Source organism: Pseudomonas sp. GW821-FHT07F05 (genome assembly GCF_059418765.1).
Genome location: NZ_JBWKQL010000003.1, coordinates 135,314 through 160,256, shown reverse-complemented (window position 1 = coordinate 160,256; position 24,943 = coordinate 135,314). Strand labels below are relative to the sequence as shown.

The window sequence follows — 24,943 nt, the reverse complement described above, 5'->3', positions numbered from 1 at the left end:
TATTCGCTAAATCGGCTTTTATCTGCTTCAACCCTGCGAGATGCAGGTGGCCAGGTGCTCGGACAGAGCATCCCAGGCAATATTTTGTTGCTCGCCCTGGCCACGCAGCGGTTTGACGCCCACTTCCTTGCGGGCCAGCTCTTCGTCACCAAGGATCAGCGCGTACAACGCGCCGCTCTTGTCGGCCTTCTTGAACTGACTCTTGAAACTGCCAGCCCCGGCATTGACTTGCAGACGCAGGTTCGGCGCCAGATCACGCAAGCGCTCGGACAGCGTCAGCGCTGCCAGCTCGGCGGCCTCGCCGAATGCGCAGACGTAAACGTCGACCGTACGGGCGATCTCTTCGGGAATCTGCTCAAGGGTTTCCAGCAGCAGTACCAGACGTTCGATGCCCATGGCAAAGCCCACGCCCGACGTCGGTTTGCCGCCCATCTGCTCAACCAGTCCGTCGTAACGGCCGCCCGCGCAGACAGTGCCCTGAGCGCCGAGCTGGTCAGTGACCCACTCGAATACGGTTTTACTGTAGTAATCCAGGCCGCGAACCAGCTTCGGGTTGATCACGTACGGAATGCCCGCCGCGTCGAGACGCGCCTTCAGGCCTTCGAAGTGAACCCGGGATTCGTCGTCAAGATAATCGGCCAGCTTGGGTGCATCGACCAGCACAGCCTGGGTTTCAGGATGTTTGGTATCGAGCACACGCAGCGGGTTGGTTTTCAGACGGCGTTGGCTGTCTTCGTCCAATTGCTCGTGACGCGCCGAGAGATACTCGACCAGCGCTTCACGATAACGGCCGCGGGCTTCAATGGTACCCAGGCTGTTGAGCTCCAGTTTGACCGCATTGCGGATACCCAACAGGCCCCACAGGCGCCAGGTCAGGACGATCAGCTCGGCGTCGATGTCCGGACCATCGAGGTTGAACACCTCGACGCCGATCTGGTGAAACTGACGATAGCGGCCTTTCTGCGGACGCTCGTGGCGGAACATCGGGCCGATGTACCAAAGCTTCTGCACCTGACCGCCGCCGGTGATGCCGTGTTCGAGGACCGCACGCACGCAGGCCGCCGTGCCTTCAGGGCGCAGGGTCAGCGAATCGCCATTGCGGTCGGCGAAGGTGTACATCTCTTTTTCGACGATGTCGGTGACTTCGCCGATGGAGCGTTTGAACAGGTCGGTGAACTCGACGATCGGCATGCGGATCTGGCGATAACCGTAGTTATCCAGCAAACGCGATACGGTGCCTTCGAAGTAGCGCCACAGCGGCGTTTGATCCGGCAGGATGTCGTTCATGCCACGAATGGCTTGCAGAGACTTACTCACAAATATTCCTTGGAAACTGGGTTAGCCGCGCGCGATCAGCGCTGCGTCGGCCTCGACCTTTTCGGCCGCTCTCTGGCGGATCAAGCGTTCAAGCTGTTCCACCAGATTGTCATTTGTCAGCTTTTGCGCCGGCTTGCCATCGATGTAGATCAGGTTCGGCGTGCCTCCGGTCAGACCAACGTGGGCTTCTTTCGCCTCGCCGGGACCGTTCACCACGCAACCGATCACCGCAACATCCAGCGGGACCAGCAAATCTTCAAGGCGCCCTTCCAGCTCGTTCATGGTCTTGACCACATCGAAGTTCTGCCGCGAGCAGCTCGGGCAGGCGATGAAGTTGATGCCACGGGAACGCAGACGCAGCGACTTGAGGATGTCGTAACCGACCTTCACTTCTTCAACCGGATCGGCAGCCAGCGAAATCCGAATGGTATCGCCGATCCCTTCGGCCAGCAGCATACCTAGGCCGACGGCCGATTTCACTGTGCCTGAGCGCAAACCGCCCGCTTCAGTGATACCCAGGTGCAACGGCTGGATGATTTGCTTGGCAAGAAGCCGATAAGCCTCGACCGCCATGAACACATCGGAGGCCTTGACGCTGACCTTGAAGTCCTGGAAATCCAGACGGTCCAGATGCTCGACGTGCCGCAGCGCGGACTCGACCAAGGCAGCCGGCGTTGGCTCGCCGTACTTCTTCTGCAGGTCTTTCTCCAGCGAACCGGCGTTGACGCCGATGCGGATCGGAATACCGCGATCACGGGCCGCTTCAACCACCGCGCGGACGCGGTCTTCGCGGCCGATGTTGCCCGGGTTGATCCGCAGGCAATCGACGCCCAGCTCGGCAACGCGCAGGGCGATTCGATAATCGAAGTGGATGTCCGCGACCAGCGGGACCTTGACCAACTGCTTGATACGGCCAAAGGCCTCGGCAGCGTCCATGTCCGGCACCGAGACGCGGACGATGTCCACGCCGGCGGCTTCCAGACGGTTGATCTGCGCCACCGTGGCCGCGACGTCATTGGTGTCGCTGTTGGTCATGCTCTGCACTGCGATCGGGGCATCGCCACCGACCGGCACCGAGCCGACCCAGATTTTACGAGATTCGCGACGTTTGATCGGAGATTCGCCGTGCATGACTTATTGCCCTAGCTTCAGGCGAGCAGTTTCGCCACTGGTGAAAGGTGCCACATCAACCGGCTGACCGTTGTAGCTCACTTGCGCGCCGCGAGCGAAGCCCAGGCGCAGGGTCAGCGGCGGCTTGCCATTGACGTCAAGGCTGTCGCCTTTTTTCTTGAGACCGCTCATCAGCACTTTGCCATTGCCGTCGGTGACCTGGGTCCAGCAATCATTCACAAACTGAACCTGCACGCGGCCGGCACCTGCCGGTACTGTCGCGGCGTCAGCGGTTGCGCTCGGGGCGCTGTTGACGGGCGCGGTTGTCGCAGGCGTTGGCGCTACGGTCGTGACCGGCGCGGTTGGCGTCGACGCGGTATGCGCAGGCGTTACCGGAGCGGTGGTAGATGTGCTGTGGGGAACAACAGCGCCTGCAACGGTGCCCGTGCTGCTGGACGCGCTGCTGGATGAAGCAGGCGCTTCAGGCGCGGACGCAGGCTCGGCGTTATTCAACGGCAGCGCGGTCTGACCTTGAGCCACAGCTTGATCTTCCGGCTCGTCAAGCGGATGGATCTGGGTGGTGCCGTCGGCGCTTTCGACTTCGACGTGCTCCATGCCCAGATTGGTCGGCTCCTTGCCGCGCAGGGTGGCTTGATCCTGCCACCATACGAAGCCGCCGCCGATCAACGCGATGAGCAGCAAGAGGCTGACGATGCGCAGGATATTGTGGGACAGGCGCACCGGCTCTTCGATTCGGCCCAGCGCATGAACGCTGCTGCCCTTGCCGTCGGTGCCGGTGTACTGATCGAACGCACTGACCAATGCAGCTTGATCAAGGTCCAGCAGCTTGGCGTAGGCACGGACATAGCCGCGGGCGAAGGTATGACCGGGGAGCTTGTCGAAATCGCCTGCTTCCAGATGAGTCAGGGAAGTCACGGTGAGGTTGAGCCTCAACGCCACATCTGGCAGCGACCAGTTCTTGCTCTCGCGGGCCTGTCGCAATGTTTCGCCTGGGTTCGTGCGAGTGGCTGCTACAACTTCGGGATGCGCCGCTTTCATCATTGCTCCGACAGGTATTGCTGATATTCCGGCGTACCGGGATAGAGTCTTTTTAGAAGCAAGCCGTAACTGGCTGCCTTGTTGCGATCATCAAACACCTTCGCCAGCCGCGTGCCGAGCAAGAGGCTTCGCGCATTCTGCTCGCTCAACTGGCTGAAGCGCTCGTAGTAATCGCGCGCCGGCACATAATGCCTGTCTTCGTACGACAACTCAGCCATTTCCAGCAACGCGCGTGGCTGCTGACGATCCAGGCGCAGCGCTTTGTCGAAATGCTCACGGGCAGCGTCGCGATTGCCGAGCATCACAGCCGTCATGCCGAGGTTTTCGAACACCCGGGCGCGCTCGGCGTAGAGGTTATCCTCAGCGGCCTGCTCGAAGCGCTCGTAAGCTTCCTTGTAACGCTTTTGCTGGTAGAGAAAACTGCCGTAATTGTTGAGGATTCGCGCGTCTTTGGAACGTGCCGACAACGCTTTTTCGTAATACTGGTTCGCCAGTTCCGGTTCCATCTCGGCCTGAAACACCAGAGCCAGCGCGGCATTGGCGTCCGCATCGGAGCCGTTTAGCTCGAGCGCCTTTTTCAGAGGCGCCTTGGCTCGTTCCATCTGGCCTTGCTGAAGATAGCCCAACCCCAACTGCACATAAGCTTGACGAGCCTCGTCACGTCCCTTGCTGGTACTCAGCGGATCGACGTTGCCGGTGGACACACAACCGACCAGCAGCGTGGCAAAACAGAGCAGCAGCGCAACGCGCAGGGACATAGAGATCCTCTCAGTCAAATTCGCATTCAATTGCGAGCGGAAGCGACCTGCACCACGTCGGCATCGGCACTGAGCTCCCGCACGGCGATATAGCGCTCGCTGCGACGGGTGCGGTCCATGACCTGCCCGACCAACTGGCCGCAGGCAGCATCGATGTCTTCACCGCGCGTGGTACGCACAGTGACGTTGAAGCCGGCTTGATGCAGCAGATCCTGGAAACGACGGATCGCGTTGTTGCTGGGGCGTTCATAGCCCGAATGCGGAAACGGATTGAACGGGATCAGGTTGACCTTGCAGGGCGTGTCCTTGAGCAGCTCGATCATCTCGATGGCGTGCTCAGGCTTGTCGTTGATGTCCTTGAGCAGCGTGTACTCGATGGTCAGCACACGCTTTTCGCCCAACGCAGACATGTAGTTGCGGCAGGACTCGAGGAGCATTTTCAGGGGGTACTTTTTATTGATCGGCACCAGCTGGTTGCGCAGCGCGTCATTGGGCGCGTGCAGCGAAAGGGCCAGCGAGACGTCGATATGCTTGGACAGCTCATCGATCATCGGTACCACGCCGGAGGTGGACAGCGTCACCCGGCGCTTGGAAATGCCGTACCCCAGGTCATCCATCATCAGATGCATGGCGGCAACGACATTGTCGAAGTTCAGCAATGGCTCGCCCATCCCCATCATCACCACGTTGGTGATGGCACGGTCGACGGTAGCCGGGACACTGCCGAAAGATTTGTTGGCAATCCACACCTGACCGATGACTTCGGCGGCGGTGAGGTTGCTGTTGAAGCCTTGTTTGCCGGTGGAGCAGAAACTGCAATCCAGCGCACAACCCGCCTGGGACGAGACACACAGGGTGCCGCGCTTGCCTTGCGGAATGTAAACGGTCTCGACGCAGCTGCCGGACTCGACACGGACGACCCATTTGCGGGTGCCGTCGGTGGAGATGTCCTCGCTGACGACTTCAGGACCGCGAATTTCGGCACGGCTCTGCAGCTTTTCGCGCAGGGCCTTGCCGACGTTCGTCATGGCGTCGAAGTTATCGACGCCAAAGTGGTGAATCCACTTCATGACCTGACCGGCGCGGAAGCGTTTCTCCCCGATAGACTCGAAGAATTTTTCCATTTCCAGCCGGGTCAGACCCAACAGGTTGATTTTGCCAGTTGATTCAGTCATGGATTCACCCTCACTCGCAGCAATAGCTTAGCGAGTGGTTACCTCGGTAGCAGCGAAGAAGTACGAGATTTCACGAGCAGCAGCGGCTTCGGAGTCGGAGCCGTGAACAGCGTTGGCGTCGATGGAATCAGCGAAGTCAGCACGGATGGTGCCGGCAGCTGCTTCTTTAGGGTTGGTAGCGCCCATCAGTTCGCGGTTCAGAGCGATAGCGTTTTCGCCTTCCAGAACCTGCACGACAACCGGGCCGGAGATCATGAATGCAACCAGATCACCGAAGAAACCACGAGCGCTGTGCTCAGCGTAGAAACCTTCTGCTTCGGCTTTGGACAGTTGCTTCAGTTTCGAAGCGACAACGCGCAGACCGGCTTTTTCGAAACGGGTGGTGATCTCGCCGATGACGTTTTTGGCAACAGCATCAGGCTTGATGATCGAGAAAGTACGTTGAACAGCCATGGTGTAACTCCAGAAGCAGTGATTATTGCGAAAAATTAAACCCGCGAATTATACGCGGGTTTGATGTTATTGCCTAACGTGCAAATCTGCTCAGTCGATTTCGTCGGCCCAGAGCGTCTGGACCGCCTCGAGCACTTTCTCGCCGACGCGGCCAGAGGTGTCGTCGAAATCCGGCAGTTGCTTGATCATCAGTTGCAGCTTGGTAAACCCTACTGAATACGGGTCAACACCGGGATGAGCCTCGGCGAGTTCTTCAGCGATGCGTTGTACGTCATTCCAACCGTAACTCATGACAGCTTCTCGATCAGTGCGGCGCTTCGGCAGCGTGGTTAAGCGAATATTTCGGGATCTCGACAGTCAGGTCTTCCGTACCGACCTTGGCCTGGCACGCCAGGCGAGACTGCGCTTCCAGACCCCACGCACGATCAAGATAGTCCTCTTCTAGCTCGTCCGCTTCCTCGAGGGAGTTGAACCCCACACGAATGATGCAATGACAGGTGGTGCAGGCGCAGACGCCGCCGCACGCGCTTTCGATCTCGATGTGGTGATCGTGGGCGAGTTCCAGAATCGACTTGCCGACTTCAGCCTCGACAACCATCCCGTCCGGGCAATGCTCGGCGTGTGGCAGAAATGTAACCTGCGGCATCAGTTATTCCTCAATCTCATTCAGGTTGCGCCCTGACAGCGCGGCTTTCACCGTCGAGTCAAGGCGGCGGGCGGCGAACGCATCGGTCACCTGCGACAGACGCTTGGTCTGCTGCTCGATGGCCGGGCCGTCATTGCCCTTCATCAATTCACGAAGTTCTTCCATCTGCAGGTCGATGACCATGCGCTCTTCGGCATCGAGCAAGCGCTCGCCATCAGCCTGCAACGCGCCTTCGACCGCCTCGAGCAAACGCTGAGCGTCGACCTGCTGTTCACGCAGGGCGCGAGCCACCATGTCATCGCTGGCGTACTGGAACGAATCCTTGAGCATGCGGGTGATTTCGCCATCAGTCAGGCCATACGAAGGCTTGACCTGAATGCTCGATTCCACGCCCGAGGCCAGCTCGCGGGCGGACACACTGAGCAAGCCGTCGGCGTCGACCTGGAAGGTGACGCGGATTTTCGCAGCGCCGGCGACCATCGCGGGAATGCCACGCAGGTCGAAGCGTGCCAGAGAACGGCAGTCGCTGATCAGTTCACGCTCGCCTTGCAGCACGTGGATCATCATGGCCGACTGGCCGTCTTTGTAAGTGGTGAATTCCTGGGCGCGGGCCACCGGGATCGTGGTGTTGCGCGGAATGACCTTCTCCATCAGGCCGCCCATGGTCTCCAGCCCCAGGGACAACGGGATCACGTCGAGCAGCAGCAACTCGCCGCCATCACGCTTGTTGCCTGCCAGCGTATCGGCCTGGATCGCAGCGCCGATGGCGACTACCTGATCCGGGTCGATCTCGGTCAACGGCTGACGGCCGAACAGCTCGGCAACGGCTTCGCGAACACGCGGGACACGGGTGGAACCGCCCACCATGACCACGGCTTCGACTTCATCCAGCTCGATGCCGCAATCACGAACGGCACGACGGCACGCTTTGAGACTGCGGGCGATCATCGGCTCGATAAGGGCATCGAATGCGGCGCGGGTCAGTACGCCCTGCCAGTCGCCATGGACGACTTCGACCGAGTCGGCGTCAGTCAGGGATTCTTTCGCCGCGCACGCCGCCTGCATCAAACGGCGCTGGGCAGCCGGATCGAGGTCATCGGACAGACCGGCTTCAGCAATGATCCAGGTCGCGATGGCGTGGTCGAAATCATCACCGCCCAGCGCGCTGTCGCCGCCGGTGGCCATGACTTCAAACACGCCGCCGGTCAGGCGCAGGATCGAGATGTCGAATGTGCCGCCGCCCAGATCGTAAATGGCGACCACGCCTTCGGCGTTCTGATCCAGGCCATACGCCACGGCAGCTGCAGTGGGCTCGTTGAGCAGGCGCAGGACGGTCAGACCCGCCAGCTTCGCGGCGTCTTTGGTGGCCTGACGCTGAGCGTCATCGAAATAGGCGGGAACGGTGATGACCGCGCCGACCAGCTCGCCACCCAGTGTTTCTTCAGCGCGCTGACGCAGCACCTTGAGGATGTCAGCCGACACTTCAACCGGGCTCTTCGGGCCCTGCACCGTCTCAATGAACGGCATATGCGACTCGCCACCGGTGAAACGGTAGGGCAACTGCCCACCCAAATGCTTCACATCGGAGATCCCGCGACCCATGAGGCGTTTGACGGAAATGATGGTGTTCAGCGGATCGGTCGCCGCAGCGTCCTTGGCCGACTGGCCCACTTCGACGCGCTCGGCGTGATAGCGAACGGCAGACGGCAGGATGACCTGACCGTTCACGTCGGGAAGCGGCTCACTGATGCCGCTGCGCAGGGCAGCCACCAGCGAATTGGTGGTGCCGAGGTCAATCCCGACAGCCAGGCGACGCTGATGAGGTTTTGGAGCTTGGCCGGGTTCGGCGATCTGCAGTAGAGCCATTGCTTTTCTGATATCACTGGCGTGCCGCCCCAAAAGGACGGCGCGGGGTTAATCGTCGAGGCGCTCTTCGAGCTGGCGCACTTCGTAGGAGAGCTTGTCGAGGAACTGCATGCGACGCATCAGCCTTTCGGCCTGCTCTCGCTGTGCAGCATCGTCCCAACAAGCCGCGAAGCTTTCGTTCAGTTCTTCCTGGGCAACCTTGAGCCGACGCTTGAATACCGCGACACCCGCCAGATCCGCGTCGTCCTGAAGATCTTCGAGCTCTTCGCGCCACTGCATCTGCTGCATCAGAAACTCGGGATCCTGGACGGTGACTTCCAGCGGAACTTCGCCCTTCAGCGCCAGCAGGTAACGCGCCCTTTTGGGCGCATTCTTCAGCGTTTGGTAGGCGTCGTTCAGACTGGCAGAGCGCTCCAGCGCAACCCGTTGCTCAGCCTCGGGGGCGTCGGCAAAACGGTCGGGGTGCACGCTCCGGGCAAGCTCACGGTAACGCGTCGCCAGCAGGTCGAGATCCAGATTGAAGCCCGGCTGCAGGTCGAATAAAGCAAAGTGACAAGGAGTACCCACAATAAGCCTCAGACGTTGAAGCTTTCGCCGCAGCCACATTCACCGCGCGAGTTGGGATTGTTGAACTTGAAGCCTTCGTTCAACCCTTCCTTGACGAAATCGAGCTCGGTGCCGTCAAGATAGACCAGGCTCTTGGGATCGATGATCACCTTGACGCCGTGGTACTCGAACACCGTGTCTTCGCTTTCCGGCTCATCGACGAACTCGAGCACGTAGGCAAGGCCTGAACAACCGGTCGTGCGAACGCCCAGACGAATGCCGTCACCCTTGCCACGCCCATCGAGGGAGCGGCGTACATGGTTGGCGGCCGCTTCGGTCATGCTGATAGCCATCGGAACTCCTTACCTCACGCAAGTTACTTAACGCAGCGGAACAGACTCTGCTTAGAGCAGGCCTTTCTTCTGCTTGTAGTCGCGAACGGCAGCCTTGATGGCGTCTTCAGCGAGCACGGAGCAGTGGATTTTCACTGGCGGCAGGGCCAGTTCTTCAGCCAGCTGAGTGTTCTTGATGGTCTCTGCTTCATCCAGAGTCTTGCCCTTCATCCACTCGGTGGCCAGGGAGCTCGACGCGATGGCAGAGCCGCAGCCGTAGGTCTTGAACTTGGCGTCTTCAATGATGCCTTGTTCGTTGACCTTGATCTGCAGACGCATGACGTCGCCGCATGCCGGCGCGCCGACCATGCCGGTGCCGACATCAGGGTCTTCCGCATTCATCTTGCCGACGTTGCGGGGATTTTCGTAGTGGTCGATGACCTTTTCGCTGTAAGCCATGGTGCAATCCTCATCAGATACAACACGTCGCTCTCACGACACTTGGAAAACCCGGTTTTCAAAGTGCCGCATGAAATGGCGACTTTGAATTAGTGCGCCGCCCACTCGATCTTGGAGATGTCGACGCCGTCTTTGAACATGTCCCACAGCGGCGACAAGGCGCGCAGCTTGGTGACAGCCTCGCAGACTTTCTGCGCGGCGTAGTCGATCTCTTCTTCAGTGGTGAAGCGACCGAAAGTGAAACGGATCGAGCTGTGTGCCAGCTCATCGTTACGACCCAGGGCGCGCAGCACGTAGGAAGGTTCGAGCGAAGCCGAGGTGCATGCGGAGCCGGACGATACCGCCAGGTCCTTGAGCGCCATGATCAGCGACTCGCCTTCCACATAGTTGAAGCTCAGGTTGAGATTGTGCGGCACACGGGCAGTCATGCTGCCGTTGACATACAACTCTTCCAGATGCGCAACCTGCTGATAGAAGCGATCACTCAAGGCTTTGATGCGAACGTTCTCGGCAGCCATGTCTTCCTTGGCAACACGGAACGCTTCGCCCATGCCAACGATCTGGTGCGTCGCCAGCGTACCGGAACGCATGCCACGCTCGTGACCGCCACCGTGCATTTCGGCTTCGATGCGAACACGTGGCTTGCGGCTGACCCACAGTGCGCCAATGCCTTTAGGACCGTAGGTCTTGTGGGCCGAGAACGACATCAGATCAACTTTGAGGTTGGCGAGGTCGATTTCAACCTTGCCGGTGGCCTGCGCTGCGTCGACGTGAAAGAGCACACCGCGGGAACGGGTCATCTCGCCAATCGCTGCGATGTCGTTGACCGTACCGATCTCGTTGTTGACGTGCATGATCGAGACCAGAACGGTGTCGTCGCGCAGGACAGCTTCGATCATGGCCGGAGTGATCAGGCCATCTTCGGTCGGCTCGAGGTAGGTGACTTCAAAGCCTTCACGCTCAAGCTGACGCATGGTGTCGAGCACGGCTTTGTGTTCGATTTTGCTGGTGATCAGGTGCTTGCCTTTGGAGGCATAGAAATGCGCAGCGCCCTTGATCGCGAGGTTGTTGGACTCGGTGGCACCGGAAGTCCAGACGATTTCGCGCGGGTCGGCGTTGACCAGATCAGCGACCTGACGACGCGCGTTCTCTACCGCCTCTTCAGCCTTCCAGCCAAAGACGTGGGAGCGCGACGCCGGGTTACCGAAGTTGCCATCCACCAGCAAACAGTCGCTCATTTTCTGCGCAACACGCGGATCGACCGGGGTGGTTGCGGAATAATCGAGGTAAATCGGCAATCTCATTGAATATCTCCTATCGGGCAGGCGCGCCGCGCGTTCATCTGCGTTCACTCAACGGCGGATGTTTCAATCTTGTCCAGTGGCTGCGTCTTGCTACCGCAACGGCGCAGATCCTGACGTTGGGCGACTTCTTGCACTTCACGGCGAGTGACGAGGTCGGCCAGGCTGATACCGCTTAGAAATTCGTGAATCTGCTGACTGAGGTCGCACCACAAGTGGTGGGTCAGACAGGTGTCGCCAGCATGGCAATCACCGAGCCCCTGGCAGCGCGTCGCGTCAACCGATTCGTTGACCGCGTCGATCACCTGGGCCACCTGAATGCCCTGCATGTCGCGGGACAACTGATAACCGCCGCCGGGACCGCGTACGCTGGAAACAAGGTTGCCGCGGCGCAGCTTGGCGAACAGTTGCTCGAGGTAGGAAAGGGAAATCCCTTGCCGCTCGGAGATATCGGCCAGGGACACTGGCCCATGCTGCGCATGCAATGCCAGATCGAGCATGGCAGTGACAGCGTATCGGCCTTTTGTAGTCAGTCGCATGGCATGTACCGCGGAGGTTCGGAATGAGGGCGAGTATGCTATTCCCGAGTATTTAAGTCAACTATAAGACCTAGTGGAACAGTCGGGATTACCCGCAAAATCGCGGCCGCATCATAGCAAAACGCGGCGGGGATTGGCACATGTGCCGTCTGCAGCCGCGCTGCTGCTTCATTTCGGAGGCGCGTCAGCCTGACAAGGCTCTTTCATGCAGTCGAAGACTTCCTGACGCAACTCCGGCAATTCCTTCTCGCGATATTCGCCGCCCAGGCTCTTCAATGCCTTGCCCATGTCTTCCACACGAACGTCCATCGCTTGCAGGTGATCGAGCAACTGCCCTATCGCGCGCGCCACTGGATCAGGCATGTCCTCGCTGACGCCATAGGCATCGAAGCCGAGCTTTTCGGCGATCGCCTTGCGCTTGGCTTCAGCCTCGTCGTCAGACTTGACGATGATTCGTCCGGGAATGCCCACCACAGTCGCACCCGCCGGCACGGGCTTGGTCACCACCGCGTTGGAACCGACCTTCGCCCCGGCACCCACTGTGAATGGCCCGAGTACCTTCGCACCCGCGCCCACCACAACACCGGACTCCAGAGTCGGATGGCGTTTGCCTTTGTTCCAGCTGGTGCCGCCCAGCGTTACGCCCTGATAAAGGGTCACGTCATCGCCGATCTCGGCGGTCTCGCCGATGACGATGCCCATACCGTGATCGATGAAAAAACGCCGGCCGACTTTAGCGCCGGGATGGATTTCGATGCCGGTCAGCCAGCGACCGAAGTTGGAAACCATGCGCGCTGGCCACTTCAGATCGTTGCGCCACAGCCAGCCGGACAGCCGATGCAGCCAGATCGCGTGCATGCCGGGATAGCAGGTGAGCACTTCAAAGGCATTTCGTGCCGCCGGGTCACGATGGAACACGCTTTGGATGTCTTCCCGCAGACGCTCGAACATCACTGATCCTTCCGCTTGTAGGGTTCGCCGTTGGCCGCTTTCTGGGTCTCGGTGAGGATGCCGCGCAAGATGCTCATCTCGGATCGATTGACCGCAGAGCGCCCGTACAAACGACGCAGCCGGGCCATCAGATGGCGCGGCTTCTCGGGATCAAGGAAGCCGATGGTGACCAGCGTGAACTGAAGATGCTCATAGAATTTCTCCATCTCATCCATGGTGGCCAGCTCGGTACTGCGCACCGAGTTGACCTCGAACTTCTCCACCTTGCTTGCCTGGCCATCCGCCGCGAGCCAGGCCATGCGGGTTTCGTAACTCAATACCTGCACGGCGGCAGCCAGATTCAACGAACTGAATTCCGGGTCCGAAGGAATGTGTACGTGGTAATGGCAGCGCTGCAGCTCTTCATTGGTGAGGCCGGCGTATTCACGGCCGAACACCAGTGCGATCTCTTCGCCCAGGGCGGCGTGCTCCACGGTCTTGACGCCCGCTTCGCGAGGGTCGAGCAGCGGCCAGGGAATGCGGCGATCTCGGGCGCTGGTGCCCAATACCAGGTTGCAGCCTACCAACGCATCTTCCAGCGTCGCCACGACCTGCGCGCCTTCCAGGATGTCGCCCGCGCCAGACGCCCTTGCATCGGCTTCATGGTGGGGAAACATGGCGGGATCAACCAGCACCAGACGCGAAAGGCCCATGTTTTTCATGGCACGCGCGGCGCCACCGATATTTCCGGGATGACTGGTACCGACCAGGACGACACGAATATTTTGCAGCACTGGTGAAGTCTCGCTAGCAGGTGAAAAGGGGGACGAATGTTACAGAAGCGCTTCCATCGGCGCCACGAACCTTGCGCCTCACGCACGGGATGCGCCGCCAAAAGGTGACAGGGCACCGCTGACCTGCACACGCCAAGCCGACCGGACGCGCGGCAAAGTCTGCACTCGCGCTGGAAATCATCCAAGAGAACCAATAGAATGGCCGGCTCTCTTTAACGACCTAGGTGATCCATCCATGCAGCCCATGCTGAATATCGCGCTGCGCGCCGCCCGCAGCGCCAGCGAATTGATTTTCCGCTCCATCGAGCGCCTGGATACCATCAAGGTCGACGAAAAAGACGCGAAAGATTACGTAACCGAAATCGATCGCGCCGCCGAGCAGAGCATCATCACTGCATTGCGCAAGGCGTATCCAACCCACGGCATCCTTGGCGAAGAAAGCGGCCTGCATGAAGGCAGCGGCGAAGGCACCGACTACCTCTGGATCATCGATCCGCTCGACGGCACCACTAACTTCGTGCGTGGCGTTCCTCACTTTGCCGTCAGCATCGCGTGCAAATACCGCGGCCGCCTTGAACACGCTGTTGTTCTGGATCCGGTCCGCCAGGAAGAGTTCACCGCAAGCCGCGGTCGTGGCGCTGCCCTGAACGGCCGTCGTCTGCGTGTCAGCCCGCGCAAGAGCCTTGAAGGCGCACTGCTCGGCACTGGTTTCCCGTTCCGCGAGAACCAGCTCGATAACCTCGACAACTACATGAACATGTTCCGTTCGCTGGTGGGCCAGACTGCCGGTATCCGTCGCGCCGGCGCTGCGAGCCTGGATCTGGCCTACGTGGCTGCAGGCCGTTTCGATGCGTTCTGGGAATCGGGTCTGTCGGAGTGGGACATGGCCGCAGGCGCCCTGCTCATTCAGGAAGCAGGCGGTCTGGTCAGCGATTTCAACGGCGGTCACGACTTCCTTGAAAAAGGCCACATCGTTGCCGGCAACACCAAATGCTTCAAAGCGGTCCTCACCTCGATCGCTCCGTTCGTGCCGGCTTCGCTGAAGCGCTAAGCCGAGCACGCTGTACAAAAAACCGGCCATGTGCCGGTTTTTTTGTGCCCGAACGCCTGTGCTCTGGGCAACAAAAAAGCACCCGAAGGTGCTTTTTTTGATTAGCTCTATAGGCTATTACTGGCCCGCTTGACTCAGCTCCAGCTGACCGTCCTTGTTGACGGGGATCTGGCTACCTGGATCACGGTCCATACGAACCTGCCCAACTTTGTCGTTGAGCTTGTACTTCACGTTGTAGCCAACCACCTTGTCGCTGATGTCGTTGACGGTGTTGCAGCGCGACTCGGTCGTTGTGTAGGTATCGCGGTTCTGCATGCCTTCCTGAACCTTGTTACCGGCGTAACCACCACCGACCGCACCGGCGACCGTGGCGATCTTCTTGCCAGTACCGCCGCCGACCTGGTTGCCGAGCAGGCCACCCGCTACGGCACCGATGACACTCCCCACGATCTGATGCTCGTCCTTCACCGGGGCGCGGTGAGTGACGGCAACGTCCTTGCAGACTTGGCGCGGGGTTTTGATTTGTTCTTTCACAGGCTCGACGGCAAGTACGTCTGCGTACTCTGGGCCGCTTTGTTTTACGAGGCTATAGGTGGCCAAAGCACCACCGGCGGTTACACCGACAGCACCCAATACTGCACCAATAAGCAACGACTTGTTCACGTGAACCTCCTGACGATATTCAGCGCGATTGCTCGCGCTACTCCCAGCCTTGGAGCATAAAAAAAGGCGCGAGTTCACACTCGCGCCTTTTTAGGTGATGGCCGGTTACCAGTATCGGTTACGGACGGTCATCCACCTTGTCGACGGTGACCGGTGGCAGCAAGTCTTCGCTACGCAGGTTCAGCCAGATCAGCACCACGTTGGCGATGTAGATAGACGAGTAAGTACCCGCCAGAACACCAATGAACAGCGCCACCGAGAACCCGTGCAGGCTATCGCCGCCGAAGATCCACAGCGCGACGATCGCCAGCAAGGTGGAGATCGAGGTGGCCATGGTCCGCAGCAGCGTCTGCGTGGTGGAGATGTTGATGTTCTCGATCAGAGAAGCCTTGCGCAGCAGACGGAAGTTCTCGCGAACCCGGTCGAATACCACGATGGTGTCATTGAGCGAGTAACCGATGATCGCCAGCACTGCAGCCAGTACAGTCAGATCGAAGGTCACCTGGAAGAACGACAGGATACCCATCGTCACCACCACGTCGTGAATCAGCGAGACGATGGCGCCCACTGCGAACTTCCACTGGAAGCGGAAGGCGAGGTAGATGAGAACGCCGCCCAGCGCCAGCAGCATGCCGAGGCCGCCCTGGTCGCGAAGCTCTTCACCCACTTGCGGACCGACGAACTCGACGCGCTTGACGGTAACCGGGTTATCGGCACCTGTCTTGCGCAGCGCTTCGGCAACCTGGCTGCCCAGCTGCGGATCTTCACCCGGCATACGAACGAGCAGATCGGTGGTCGCACCGAAGCTTTGCACGACGGCTTCGGTGTAACCCGACGCAACCAGCTCTTCGCGCACTTTGTGCAGGTCGGCCGGACGCTCGTAGGTCAGCTCGATCAGCGTGCCGCCAGTGAAATCCAGACCGAAGTTCAGCCCTTTATAGAACCAGCTGAACAACGCCAGAACGGTAAGAAGCATGGTAATGGCGAACGCAATGTTGCGAACGCCCATGAAGTTGATCGTACGTTTCATGGCAGCCCCTTAAATCCACAACTTCTTGAAGTCACGACCGCCAAAGATCAGGTTGACCATTGCGCGGGTCACCATGATGGCTGTGAACATCGAGGTAAAGATCCCGAGGGACATGGTGACCGCAAAACCCTTCACCGGGCCTGTGCCCATCGCGAAGAGAATGCCGCCGACCAGCAGCGTCGTCAGGTTGGCGTCGAGGATCGCGGTATACGCGCGGTCGAAGCCTTCGTTGATCGCACGCTGGACCGTCATGCCGTTGGCGATCTCTTCACGAATCCGCGAGAAGATCAGCACGTTCGCATCGACCGCCATACCCATCGTCAAGACGATACCGGCGATGCCTGGCAGGGTCAGCGTTGCACCCAGCAGCGACATCAGTGCCAGCAACATGACCATGTTGAAGGCCAGCGCCACGGTCGCGATCAGACCGAAGAAACGGTAGATGGCGAGGATGAACAGCGAGACGAACAGCATGCCCCACAAGGATGCATCAATACCCTTGGTGATGTTGTCGGCACCCAGGCTCGGGCCAATGGTGCGCTCTTCAGCGAAGTACATTGGTGCAGCCAGACCACCGGCACGCAGCAACAGCGCCAGCTCGGAAGACTCACCCGCGCCATTCAGGCCGGTGATACGGAATTGAGCACCCAGCGGCGACTGAATGGTCGCCAGGCTGATGATCTTCTTCTCTTCCTTGAAGGTCTGAACCGGCACGTCTTTTTCAACGCCGTTGACCACTTGCTTGGTGTAGGTGGTGGTCGGCTTCTGCTCGATGAAGATCACCGCCATGCTGCGACCGACATTCGCGCGGGTGGCGCGGCTCATCAGATCACCACCATGGCCGTCCAGCTTGATGTTCACCTGAGGACGGCCGTGCTCGTCAAAGCCGGCCTTGGCGTCAGTCACTTGGTCACCGGTGATGATCAGACCACGCTCGACCGGCGCCGCAGGACGACCGCCTTCGCGGAACTCGAACATCTCGGTAGTGGCTTTGTTGTCGTCGGGACCTGCGCCCAGACGGAACTCAAGGTTGGCGGTCTTGCCGAGAATACGCTTGGCTTCGGCGGTGTCTTGAACACCTGGCAGCTCAACCACGATGCGGTTGGCGCCCTGACGCTGAACCAGCGGTTCGGCGACGCCCAGCTCGTTGACCCGGTTACGCACGGTGGTCAGGTTTTGCTTGATCGAGTATTCGCGGATTTCAGCGATCTTGGCTGGGGTCATGGCCAGGCGCAGGATCGGCATCTCGCCGCGATCGCTTGTGGTGATATCGAAATCGGTGTAGTCCTTACGGATCAGCGCACGGGCCTGTTCGCGGGTATCAGCATCGCTGAAGCCCAGCTGGATGGCGCCGTTATCTTGCGGAAGGCTGCGATAACGCACTTTTTCCTTGCGCAGCAGGCTCTTCACTTCGCCTTCGTAGACATTTAGGCGCGCACTGAGCGCCTTGTCCATGTCGACTTCGAGCAGGAAGTGCACGCCACCGGACAGGTCGAGACCCAGCTTCATCGGCGTAGCGCCAATGCTGCGAAGCCATTTCGGCGTGGTCTGAGCCAGGTTGAGCGCAACAACGTAGTCATCGCCCAGCGCCTTGCGTGCGACATCTTTGGCTGGCAGCTGGTCTTCCTGTTTGGTCAGACGCAACAAACCGCCCTTGCCATTCTCGGCCAGAGACGCGCCCTTGACCGCGATGCCAGCATCGGTAAGCGCCTTGCTTACGCGATCCAGATCAGCCTGGTTGACCTGCAGCGCAGTGCTTGCGCCGCTGACTTGGATAGCCGGGTCATCAGGGTAGAGATTGGGTGCGGAATAAATAAAACCGATCACCAGCACTGCCAGGATCAGGATGTATTTCCACAGAGGGTATTTGTTCAACATCACGCCGCCTGCTTATAACGCGGGGCGCCTTGCGCGCCCCGTCGATTGGTAAAAGACTGGAATCAGATGGCTTTCAGAGTGCCCTTGGGCAGGGTGGCAGCGATTGCGCCCTTCTGGATCTTCAGCTCTACGGTGTCGGACACTTCGATAACAACGAAGTCATCAGTCACTTTATTGATCTTGCCCGCGATACCGCCGGTAGTGACGACTTCATCGCCCTTCTGCAAGTTGCCCAGCAAGTTCTTTTGCTCTTTGGCGCGCTTGGCCTGTGGACGCCAGATCATCAGATAGAAGATGACCAGGAAGCCGACCAGGAAAATCCACTCGAAGCCGCCGCCCATAGGGCCTGCAGCAGCAGGGGCAGCCGCATCCGCGAAAGCGGAAGAGATGAAAAAGCTCATTTAACACTCCAGTTGCATATTTTAATAATAGGAAGCGAAAGACCGGATGTCGCTCAGTCCAGTAACGGCGTCACAAGCCCGCGTTTGGCATAGAACGTGTCGACAAAGGCGGCCAATGTACCTTGTTGAATAGCCTCGCGCAAACCAGTCATAAGCAGCTGGTAATGGCGCAAATTGTGGATCGTATTAAGCATGCTACCCAGCATTTCGCCGCACTTGTCCAGGTGATGCAGATAGGCGCGGGAGAAGTTTTTGCAGGTGTAGCAATCGCAGGTCGGATCCAGCGGCGACTCATCGTAACGATGAAACGCATTACGGATTTTCAGCACACCGGTGTCGATGAACAGATGACCGTTGCGCGCATTGCGCGTAGGCATCACGCAGTCGAACATGTCGACGCCGCGGCGGACACCTTCAACCAGGTCCTCGGGCTTGCCTACACCCATAAGGTAACGAGGTTTGTCAGCCGGCATGCGGCCCGGCAGATAGTCCAGCACCTTGATCATCTCGTCCTTGGGCTCGCCGACCGACAGGCCGCCAATCGCCAGGCCGTCAAAGTCGAGTTCGTTCAGGCCTTCGAGGGAGCGCATGCGCAGGCTCTCATGCATGCCGCCCTGAACGATGCCGAACAGCGCCGCGGTGTTCTCGCCGTGAGCGATCTTGGAGCGCTTGGCCCAGCGCAGCGACAACTCCATGGAGGTGCGCGCAACCTCTTCGTCCGCAGGATACGGCGTGCATTCGTCAAAGATCATCACGACGTCGGAACCGAGGTCGCGCTGAACCTGCATTGATTCCTCAGGCCCCATGAACACTTTCGCGCCGTCGACCGGAGAGGCGAAGGTCACGCCTTCCTCCTTGATCTTGCGCATCGCGCCCAGGCTGAACACCTGAAAACCGCCGGAGTCGGTCAGAATCGGGCCTTTCCACTGCATGAAATCGTGAAGGTCGCCGTGGCCCTTGATGACTTCAGTGCCCGGACGCAGCCACAGGTGGAAGGTGTTGCCGAGGATCATCTGAGCGCCGGTGGCCTCGATGTCCCGAGGCAGCATGCCCTTGACCGTGCCGTAGGTGCCGACCGGCATGAACGCAGGCGTTTCGACAACGCCGCGAGGAAAGGTCAAACGACCGCGACGTGCTTTGCCATCAGTGGCCAGCAGCTCGAAAGACATACGACAGGTGCGACTCATGCGTGATCCTCTGGGGCCGAGTCCGTCGGGGTGGATTCCCCGGGAGCGGTCGGCGCGGGATTGCGGGTGATGAACATGGCATCCCCGTAACTGAAGAAGCGGTAACCGTGCTCCACCGCAGCCGCGTAGGCCGCCATGGTTTCGGGATAACCGGCGAATGCCGAGACCAGCATCAACAGCGTCGATTCCGGCAAATGGAAGTTGGTGACCAGCGCGTCGACCACGTGAAAAGGTCGGCCCGGGTAGATAAAGATATCGGTGTCACCGCTGAAGGGCTTGAGCACGCCATCGCGTGCGGCACTTTCCAGCGAACGCACGCTGGTCGTGCCCACGGCGATGACCCGACCGCCGCGTGCGCGACACGCCGCCACGGCGTCGACCACTTCCTGAGTAACTTCAAGCCACTCGTTGTGCATGTGGTGGTCTTCGATGCGCTCGACACGCACCGGCTGGAAGGTGCCCGCGCCGACGTGCAGCGTCACGAATGCGGTCTCGACGCCCTTCTCGGCAATCGCGCCCATCATGGTCTGATCGAAATGCAGACCTGCCGTCGGTGCTGCTACCGCACCGGCGCGCTGGGCATACACGGTCTGATAACGCTCGCGGTCGGCATCGTCATCCGGGCGATCTATATAAGGAGGCAATGGCATGTGCCCGACGCGCTCGAGCAGCGGCAGTACCAGCTCGGCAAAGCGCAGTTCGAACAACGCATCATGGCGCGCGACCATTTCGGCCTCACCACCCCCATCGATGAGGATCGTCGAGCCCGGCTTGGGCGACTTGCTGGAGCGCACATGGGCCAGCACACGGTGCTGATCGAGAACGCGCTCGACCAAAATTTCCAGCTTGCCGCCCGAGGCTTTCTGCCCGAACAGCCGCGCCGGAATCACCCGGGTATTGTTGAAGACCATCAGATCGCCAGGGCGCAAATGCTCCAGCAAATCAGTGAATTGGCGGTGTCCCAGCGCGCCGCTTGGCCCGTCGAGGGTCAGCAAACGGCTGCTGCGTCGCTCCGCCAAAGGATGGCGAGCGATCAATGAATCCGGGAGCTCGAAGGTAAAGTCAGCGACACGCATGATGGGGTTCGTCTAGCAGGGCCGGGAAGTTTAGCCGAATAAGTGAAAATTGACCATGAAACATGATTGACCAACGGTAGGCTCATCTCTATACTTCGCCGCCATTGAGCCCTGATGGCGGAATTGGTAGACGCGGCGGATTCAAAATCCGTTTTCGAAAGAAGTGGGAGTTCGATTCTCCCTCGGGGCACCAAACAGCAACACCTTCAAGTGGTTACGTGACTTGAAGCACAAAAAAACCGGCCAGATTTGAGCCGGTTTTTTTGTGGGCGGGATTTGGTGAGTGCTGTGAAGGGGACGGAAAGACGGCGAGCGCCACGGCGCAAAACTGCTGATGTTCAAACCGCCCCCCTCCCGATCGAAGCCAGTCCCACTGACGCAACTTGCGCACTTCGTAGGACTGGCTTTAGCCGGTAAACCGCCACTTGTCACGCCGCAACTCTAACGGCGTTCAAACCCACCTGTCCCACTGCTGCACATAACCGCTTTCGCACTTAGCCGTTTTATCTGTAGGCAACGTCCGACAACCAGCTCAGAAGCCTCTCAGCTAGCATAACGACGAACATTAAGTATGATCGAACCAGGACGGCACTTAGCCAGTTTTCAACCATCGGCTGCGCTTAAGGATAAGAGATGCAATCAGTCATTTACCGCGTGGACCTAAGCCTGTGCTCGCTGGCCGAGTTTCAGCAGGATGTGGATAAATACGCGGGCAATATCAGATGTGTCGAGTGCGAGGCAGGCGCCTGGTTTGTCCGCGGCTCAACGGGTGGACTGCGCGAGAGGGCTGCATGTTTCGCAGCGCATCACAAAGAAGGCTGCCAAATCAAAACGGTGGTACTCGTCGTAGACGGCGAAGAGCCTGGCATTGTCGATGGTGAAAATACTGCGCACATTGTCGTGGATCTCGACAAGCGAACACCCCAGACCATTCTGACACCGGCCCCACCCACGACACCTCCCGCAGGATCACCGTGGGGCAGTATCCAAAAGCAATACGCGAACGCAGCCGACTATCCAGTCAATAAGTCGCTGAGACAAATCCTGTCGAGGCTGATGCGTAACCCTGAGTATCCCGAAGATGAAACCAACATCAGGATAACCGCCGACAACGGGCGGGTAGTACTTGAAGGGAGCATTCGCCGCTTACTGTCCTCCCAATATCAACTTTCGAACATTGAGCTGGGCTCCGTGCGTCTGTTCTGGGGACAAATTAATAACGTCAACCGAAAGGACGGTTCAGCATGGCTCAACTGCGGCGACTATCTGAGTGAGCCAAGCATCCTCATTCGGGATAAGGACTTGGAAGATGACATGCTTTCAGCATTCAAGCTCAGCGACCTTACCGATCTCGCAGGTGCACGATTTATCATGGTTGGGCACCTGTCAGGGTCTGCAAAAAAGAAGATCCTGAACTTCGCATTCGCCAAATATATCGCTTTTGTGAAATACCGAATCAAGGACGAGGACTGACTATGGTCACCTGCACATCGATTGAAGAAGTCCGGCAGCACATCGACCGCATTGACCGTGATCTTGTATCACTGCTTGCCCGTCGTGGAAATCTGGTTAATCAGGCCGCAGCGTTCAAAAAGACGACGACAGAGGTTAAGGCTACCTCACGGGTTGAGGATGTGATTGCGAAAGTCCGGGCCGTCGCAGAGGACTGCGGGGCCTCTGCCGAGGTAGTAGAAAAGGTATACCGGGCGATGATTGCAGCGTTCATCGAAGAAGAATTGGCAGCTCATGCTGCATTGAGAAGCGGTACTGCGACCTAACCACCCCAGCCGCAATACCTGCCCCCATCAAAAATCCTGCGAAGTAGGCCGCAGCACGATCTCGTTAATATCCACATCACCCGGCTGTTCGATCGCGTAGGCAATGGCGCGGGCGACGGATTCGGCCGGGATCGCTTGTTTGTAGAACTCCTTGACCACATCCGCGCTCGGCTGATGGCCGCTGCCCAATTTCAACTCGGAATCCACGGCACCGGGCTCAATGGTGGTGGTGCGGATCTTGCCGCCGACCTCGTGGCGCAGGCCGTCGGAGATCGCGCGGACGGCGTACTTGGTGCCACTGTAGACGGAGCCGCCCGGGCTGAAGACTTTGATGCCGGCCACTGATGAGATGTTGATGAAGTGGCCGGAGCCTTGGGCTTCAAACTTCGGCAGCGCGGCGGCGATGCCGTAAAGGACGCCTTTGATGTTGATGTCGATCATGCGGTCCCATTCGTCGACCCGCAGTTCGGCGATCGGCGCGATGGCCATGAGGCCGGCGTTGTTGATCATGACGTCGATGCGGCCGAAGTCGCGAACAGCATTTTCGACGAGCGCCGACAGGTCGTCTCGGCGAGTGACGTCAACGGTGTAGGCCGATGCCTCGCCGCCGGTAGCCTTGATGTCGCGGACGATGACGTCCATACGCTCCTGACGGCGTGCGCCGAGGACGACCTTGGCGCCCAGTTTTGCCAGGTGCCGCGCGGTGGCCTCGCCGAGTCCGCTGCTGGCGCCAGTGATGACGACGACTTTGCCTTGGATGCCATTGCTCATTGCAGTTCTCCTGAAGCGTGGGAAGTTGATAGGGCCAGTTTGCGATGGATATTCCTGTCAGAAAATGGAAGAGTTAGGCTTTGAGAATTCCACTTTCTGGAACGCGGGCCCTCACATGCTTAACCGAATGGAAATGCTGCGTATCTTTTTGGTAGCCGTGGACGCGCCCACGTTTCGGGAAGCCGCAACGCGCCTCGGCACCTCGCCACAAAAGGTCACGCGTGCAGTCAAGGAACTCGAGCGAACCTTCGCCGAGCCGTTGTTTCATCGCAGCACGCGACAGGCCCAAGTCACGGCGTACGGCGCCGAAGTAGCGCGACAGGCACGCGAAACCCTGGACCAGTTCGATCGACTGTTCGCGGCCCACACGAAAAATCCCGCGGCGGATGTGGTGGGCCGCGTAGGCATCACCGCGCCTCACTCGATCGGCAAGCTGTATCTGGCCGGTTTCCTCCAGCCATTGATGCAGCAACATCCCGGACTGCGGATCGAGTTGAGCCTGGATGACCAACTTACCGATGCCGTCGGTTCGAGGATCGATATCGGCATTCGCATTGGCACGGTCCGGGACCGGCGCTACATCGCGCGAGTGGTGGCGCAAGTGCCGTTGAAGATCGTCGCGTCGCCGGACTTGATCGCGGCAGTGGGCATGCCATCCGCGCTGGAAGACCTTAAACAGCTGCCGCTGTCGACGCTGATTGATCGCAACAATGGACGACCCTGGCCGTGGTTTCTGTCCGGAGGCCAAAGCTACTCGCCACCCTCCCCCGCATTCAGTTGTGATGACCCGGAGACCGAACTGGAATTCGTACTGGCGGGCGTCACGTTTGCGCAGATGCCCCATTACCTGGCCGAGGCTTACCTGCGCAACGGGCGTCTGATCGAGGTGTTGCCGAATGCCGCGCCGCCGCCCATGGACCTTTCCGTGTACCGGACGCAGTCAGGGCCGGTGCCGAGCAGGGTACGTCTTGTCTACGATCACCTGATCCACTGCCTGAGCGATCTACAGACCTTCCCCTGACGGCATGGCGCAGGAAGATTCGACCTAAAGCGACCGAACCGATGACGACCGGCTTCGGTCGAACGCCGAGCGATACGCCTCCTGGGCGCGCACGCTGCTGGATGTTTCAGCAGGCACCCATTCACCGAAAACCACGGCCTTCCATGTTCGAACACATCGACTTCAACTATCTGCTTTCAAACTACGGGTACTGGGCCGTGTTCATCGGCTGCCTGCTCGAGGGGGAGACCATCCTGATCCTCGGCGGGCTGGCGGCGCACCAGCACGTCCTGCAATGGCAGCAAGTGCTCATCTACGCCACGTTGGGCGGGATGCTCGGCGATCAGATTCTGTTCTGGACCGGGCGCTACTTCGGGCCACGCCTGCTGCCGCGCCTGCACCGCCAGCAAGCGACCATCGACCGCGTGTCCGACCTGATCAAGCGCTACCCCACGGCGTCCATTTTCTCGGTGCGCTTTCTCTACGGCATGCGTCTGATCGGGCCTCTGGTTATCGGCGCGAGTCGCTTGTCGCCCATTCGTTTTGCAATCATCAACCTGCTTGGCGCCGCAGTCTGGGCAAGTCTGTTTCTCGCGGCCGGCTACTGGGCGGGGGGCTTTCTTGAGACTATGTTCGGCAACTTGAAGCCTTATCGGCTGCCGATCTTCCTGGGCGTGGTCGTGGTGGGCGCGGCCGTCGCGCTGTATCGGCATCGTCGCGCAAAAACACGGCCTGCCAGGCAGGCGGCCAAGCGGGCAAAGGACGTCCCGCCCTCCTCTGCGGGATAACGCTTCCCATCTGCGCTGACCGCCTCTATAACGGC

The 24,943-nt window shown here is 59.4% G+C and carries 28 protein-coding genes and 1 tRNA gene; 6 read left to right on the top strand and 23 right to left on the bottom strand.

Annotated elements, in window-relative coordinates:
* Nucleotides 1-27: 27 nt before the first annotated feature.
* The 16 genes from hisS to trmJ form a co-directional block, all read right to left on the bottom strand.
* Nucleotides 28-1,317, bottom strand: a complete 1,290-nt coding sequence (gene hisS, locus AC07RO_RS08520; RefSeq protein ID WP_495085819.1) for a histidine--tRNA ligase — start codon at nt 1,315-1,317, stop codon at nt 28-30.
* Nucleotides 1,318-1,338: 21 nt separating this feature from the next.
* Entirely contained in the window at nt 1,339-2,448 is a 1,110-nt protein-coding gene (gene ispG, locus AC07RO_RS08515; RefSeq protein ID WP_065990008.1) for a flavodoxin-dependent (E)-4-hydroxy-3-methylbut-2-enyl-diphosphate synthase, read from the bottom strand.
* A gap of 3 nt (nt 2,449-2,451) precedes the next feature.
* Nucleotides 2,452-3,486: a RodZ domain-containing protein gene (locus AC07RO_RS08510; protein WP_423571733.1), complete on the bottom strand. Its 1,035-nt coding sequence runs from the start codon at nt 3,484-3,486 to the stop codon at nt 2,452-2,454.
* Nucleotides 3,486-4,244 carry a type IV pilus biogenesis/stability protein PilW gene (gene pilW, locus AC07RO_RS08505; protein ID WP_192170741.1) on the bottom strand — a complete coding sequence of 253 codons (759 nt, stop codon included), beginning with the start codon at nt 4,242-4,244 and terminating at the stop codon, nt 3,486-3,488. Before pilW ends, AC07RO_RS08510 begins: the two co-directional genes overlap by 1 nt.
* A gap of 26 nt (nt 4,245-4,270) precedes the next feature.
* The gene (gene rlmN, locus AC07RO_RS08500) at nt 4,271-5,419 is read right to left on the bottom strand and encodes a dual-specificity RNA methyltransferase RlmN (RefSeq protein WP_192170740.1); all 1,149 of its coding nucleotides are present in this window, start codon (nt 5,417-5,419) and stop codon (nt 4,271-4,273) included.
* Nucleotides 5,420-5,446: 27 nt separating this feature from the next.
* Complete coding sequence (ndk, locus tag AC07RO_RS08495) at nt 5,447-5,872, bottom strand: nucleoside-diphosphate kinase (RefSeq protein WP_007916882.1); 426 nt, start codon at nt 5,870-5,872, stop codon at nt 5,447-5,449.
* 90 nt (nt 5,873-5,962) lie between these two features.
* Nucleotides 5,963-6,163 (bottom strand): Fe-S cluster assembly protein IscX, encoded by a 201-nt coding sequence (gene iscX, locus AC07RO_RS08490; RefSeq protein ID WP_074886338.1) that lies wholly within the window; start codon nt 6,161-6,163, stop codon nt 5,963-5,965.
* 13 nt (nt 6,164-6,176) lie between these two features.
* On the bottom strand, nt 6,177-6,518 hold the full coding sequence (gene fdx, locus AC07RO_RS08485) for an ISC system 2Fe-2S type ferredoxin (RefSeq protein ID WP_192170739.1): 342 nt from the start codon (nt 6,516-6,518) through the stop codon (nt 6,177-6,179).
* A gap of 3 nt (nt 6,519-6,521) precedes the next feature.
* Complete coding sequence (gene hscA / locus AC07RO_RS08480; RefSeq protein WP_495085818.1) at nt 6,522-8,384, bottom strand: Fe-S protein assembly chaperone HscA; 1,863 nt, start codon at nt 8,382-8,384, stop codon at nt 6,522-6,524.
* 48 nt (nt 8,385-8,432) lie between these two features.
* Nucleotides 8,433-8,951 (bottom strand): co-chaperone HscB, encoded by a 519-nt coding sequence (gene hscB, locus AC07RO_RS08475; RefSeq protein WP_172610830.1) that lies wholly within the window; start codon nt 8,949-8,951, stop codon nt 8,433-8,435.
* 8 nt (nt 8,952-8,959) lie between these two features.
* Entirely contained in the window at nt 8,960-9,283 is a 324-nt protein-coding gene (gene iscA, locus AC07RO_RS08470) for an iron-sulfur cluster assembly protein IscA (RefSeq protein ID WP_065990022.1), read from the bottom strand.
* A 51-nt stretch (nt 9,284-9,334) separates the two neighbouring features.
* Nucleotides 9,335-9,721, bottom strand: a complete 387-nt coding sequence (iscU, locus tag AC07RO_RS08465) for a Fe-S cluster assembly scaffold IscU (protein ID WP_062383507.1) — start codon at nt 9,719-9,721, stop codon at nt 9,335-9,337.
* An 89-nt stretch (nt 9,722-9,810) separates the two neighbouring features.
* On the bottom strand, nt 9,811-11,025 hold the full coding sequence (locus tag AC07RO_RS08460; RefSeq protein WP_172610828.1) for an IscS subfamily cysteine desulfurase: 1,215 nt from the start codon (nt 11,023-11,025) through the stop codon (nt 9,811-9,813).
* 44 nt (nt 11,026-11,069) lie between these two features.
* The gene (gene iscR, locus AC07RO_RS08455) at nt 11,070-11,561 is read right to left on the bottom strand and encodes a Fe-S cluster assembly transcriptional regulator IscR (RefSeq protein WP_172610826.1); all 492 of its coding nucleotides are present in this window, start codon (nt 11,559-11,561) and stop codon (nt 11,070-11,072) included.
* Nucleotides 11,562-11,729: 168 nt separating this feature from the next.
* Nucleotides 11,730-12,512 carry a serine O-acetyltransferase gene (cysE, locus tag AC07RO_RS08450; RefSeq protein ID WP_495085817.1) on the bottom strand — a complete coding sequence of 261 codons (783 nt, stop codon included), beginning with the start codon at nt 12,510-12,512 and terminating at the stop codon, nt 11,730-11,732.
* Nucleotides 12,512-13,285, bottom strand: a complete 774-nt coding sequence (gene trmJ, locus AC07RO_RS08445; RefSeq protein ID WP_495085816.1) for a tRNA (cytosine(32)/uridine(32)-2'-O)-methyltransferase TrmJ — start codon at nt 13,283-13,285, stop codon at nt 12,512-12,514. The genes cysE and trmJ overlap by 1 nt, the downstream gene beginning before the upstream one ends.
* A gap of 235 nt (nt 13,286-13,520) precedes the next feature.
* Between trmJ and suhB the strand changes: the two genes are divergently transcribed.
* Nucleotides 13,521-14,336 (top strand): type III secretion system regulator SuhB, encoded by an 816-nt coding sequence (gene suhB, locus AC07RO_RS08440; protein ID WP_074886357.1) that lies wholly within the window; start codon nt 13,521-13,523, stop codon nt 14,334-14,336.
* A gap of 117 nt (nt 14,337-14,453) precedes the next feature.
* Here suhB and AC07RO_RS08435 read toward each other — a convergent pair whose 3' ends face one another.
* The 6 genes from AC07RO_RS08435 to queA form a co-directional block, all read right to left on the bottom strand.
* On the bottom strand, nt 14,454-14,999 hold the full coding sequence (locus AC07RO_RS08435; RefSeq protein WP_133776208.1) for a glycine zipper 2TM domain-containing protein: 546 nt from the start codon (nt 14,997-14,999) through the stop codon (nt 14,454-14,456).
* A 118-nt stretch (nt 15,000-15,117) separates the two neighbouring features.
* The gene (gene secF / locus AC07RO_RS08430) at nt 15,118-16,029 is read right to left on the bottom strand and encodes a protein translocase subunit SecF (protein ID WP_192170736.1); all 912 of its coding nucleotides are present in this window, start codon (nt 16,027-16,029) and stop codon (nt 15,118-15,120) included.
* Nucleotides 16,030-16,038: 9 nt separating this feature from the next.
* Nucleotides 16,039-17,907, bottom strand: coding sequence for a protein translocase subunit SecD (gene secD, locus AC07RO_RS08425; RefSeq protein ID WP_346625592.1), 1,869 nt, complete (start codon nt 17,905-17,907; stop codon nt 16,039-16,041).
* A 62-nt stretch (nt 17,908-17,969) separates the two neighbouring features.
* Nucleotides 17,970-18,308, bottom strand: coding sequence for a preprotein translocase subunit YajC (yajC, locus tag AC07RO_RS08420; protein ID WP_037012510.1), 339 nt, complete (start codon nt 18,306-18,308; stop codon nt 17,970-17,972).
* Between the two features lie 53 nt (nt 18,309-18,361).
* Entirely contained in the window at nt 18,362-19,477 is a 1,116-nt protein-coding gene (gene tgt, locus AC07RO_RS08415; RefSeq protein ID WP_495086029.1) for a tRNA guanosine(34) transglycosylase Tgt, read from the bottom strand.
* A 14-nt stretch (nt 19,478-19,491) separates the two neighbouring features.
* Entirely contained in the window at nt 19,492-20,571 is a 1,080-nt protein-coding gene (gene queA, locus AC07RO_RS08410; RefSeq protein WP_495085815.1) for a tRNA preQ1(34) S-adenosylmethionine ribosyltransferase-isomerase QueA, read from the bottom strand.
* A gap of 108 nt (nt 20,572-20,679) precedes the next feature.
* Here queA and AC07RO_RS08405 point away from each other — a divergent pair.
* The 3 genes from AC07RO_RS08405 to AC07RO_RS08395 all read left to right on the top strand — a co-directional run bounded on the left by AC07RO_RS08405 (nt 20,680) and on the right by AC07RO_RS08395 (nt 22,349).
* Nucleotides 20,680-20,764: transfer RNA gene (locus AC07RO_RS08405), tRNA-Leu, on the top strand.
* A 440-nt stretch (nt 20,765-21,204) separates the two neighbouring features.
* Nucleotides 21,205-22,044: a hypothetical protein gene (locus AC07RO_RS08400; protein ID WP_346625595.1), complete on the top strand. Its 840-nt coding sequence runs from the start codon at nt 21,205-21,207 to the stop codon at nt 22,042-22,044.
* A 2-nt stretch (nt 22,045-22,046) separates the two neighbouring features.
* On the top strand, nt 22,047-22,349 hold the full coding sequence (locus AC07RO_RS08395) for a chorismate mutase (protein WP_346630004.1): 303 nt from the start codon (nt 22,047-22,049) through the stop codon (nt 22,347-22,349).
* 27 nt (nt 22,350-22,376) lie between these two features.
* Here the strand turns inward: AC07RO_RS08395 and AC07RO_RS08390 are convergent, their stop codons facing one another.
* Nucleotides 22,377-23,120 (bottom strand): SDR family oxidoreductase, encoded by a 744-nt coding sequence (locus tag AC07RO_RS08390; RefSeq protein ID WP_346625597.1) that lies wholly within the window; start codon nt 23,118-23,120, stop codon nt 22,377-22,379.
* Nucleotides 23,121-23,253: 133 nt separating this feature from the next.
* Here AC07RO_RS08390 and AC07RO_RS08385 point away from each other — a divergent pair, with 133 nt between their 5' ends.
* Both AC07RO_RS08385 and AC07RO_RS08380 read left to right on the top strand, forming a co-directional pair.
* Entirely contained in the window at nt 23,254-24,141 is an 888-nt protein-coding gene (locus tag AC07RO_RS08385) for a LysR family transcriptional regulator (protein WP_495085814.1), read from the top strand.
* Between the two features lie 143 nt (nt 24,142-24,284).
* A complete protein-coding gene (locus tag AC07RO_RS08380; protein ID WP_346625599.1) occupies nt 24,285-24,908 on the top strand; it encodes a DedA family protein in 624 nt (207 codons plus the stop codon).
* Nucleotides 24,909-24,943: the final 35 nt, after the last annotated feature.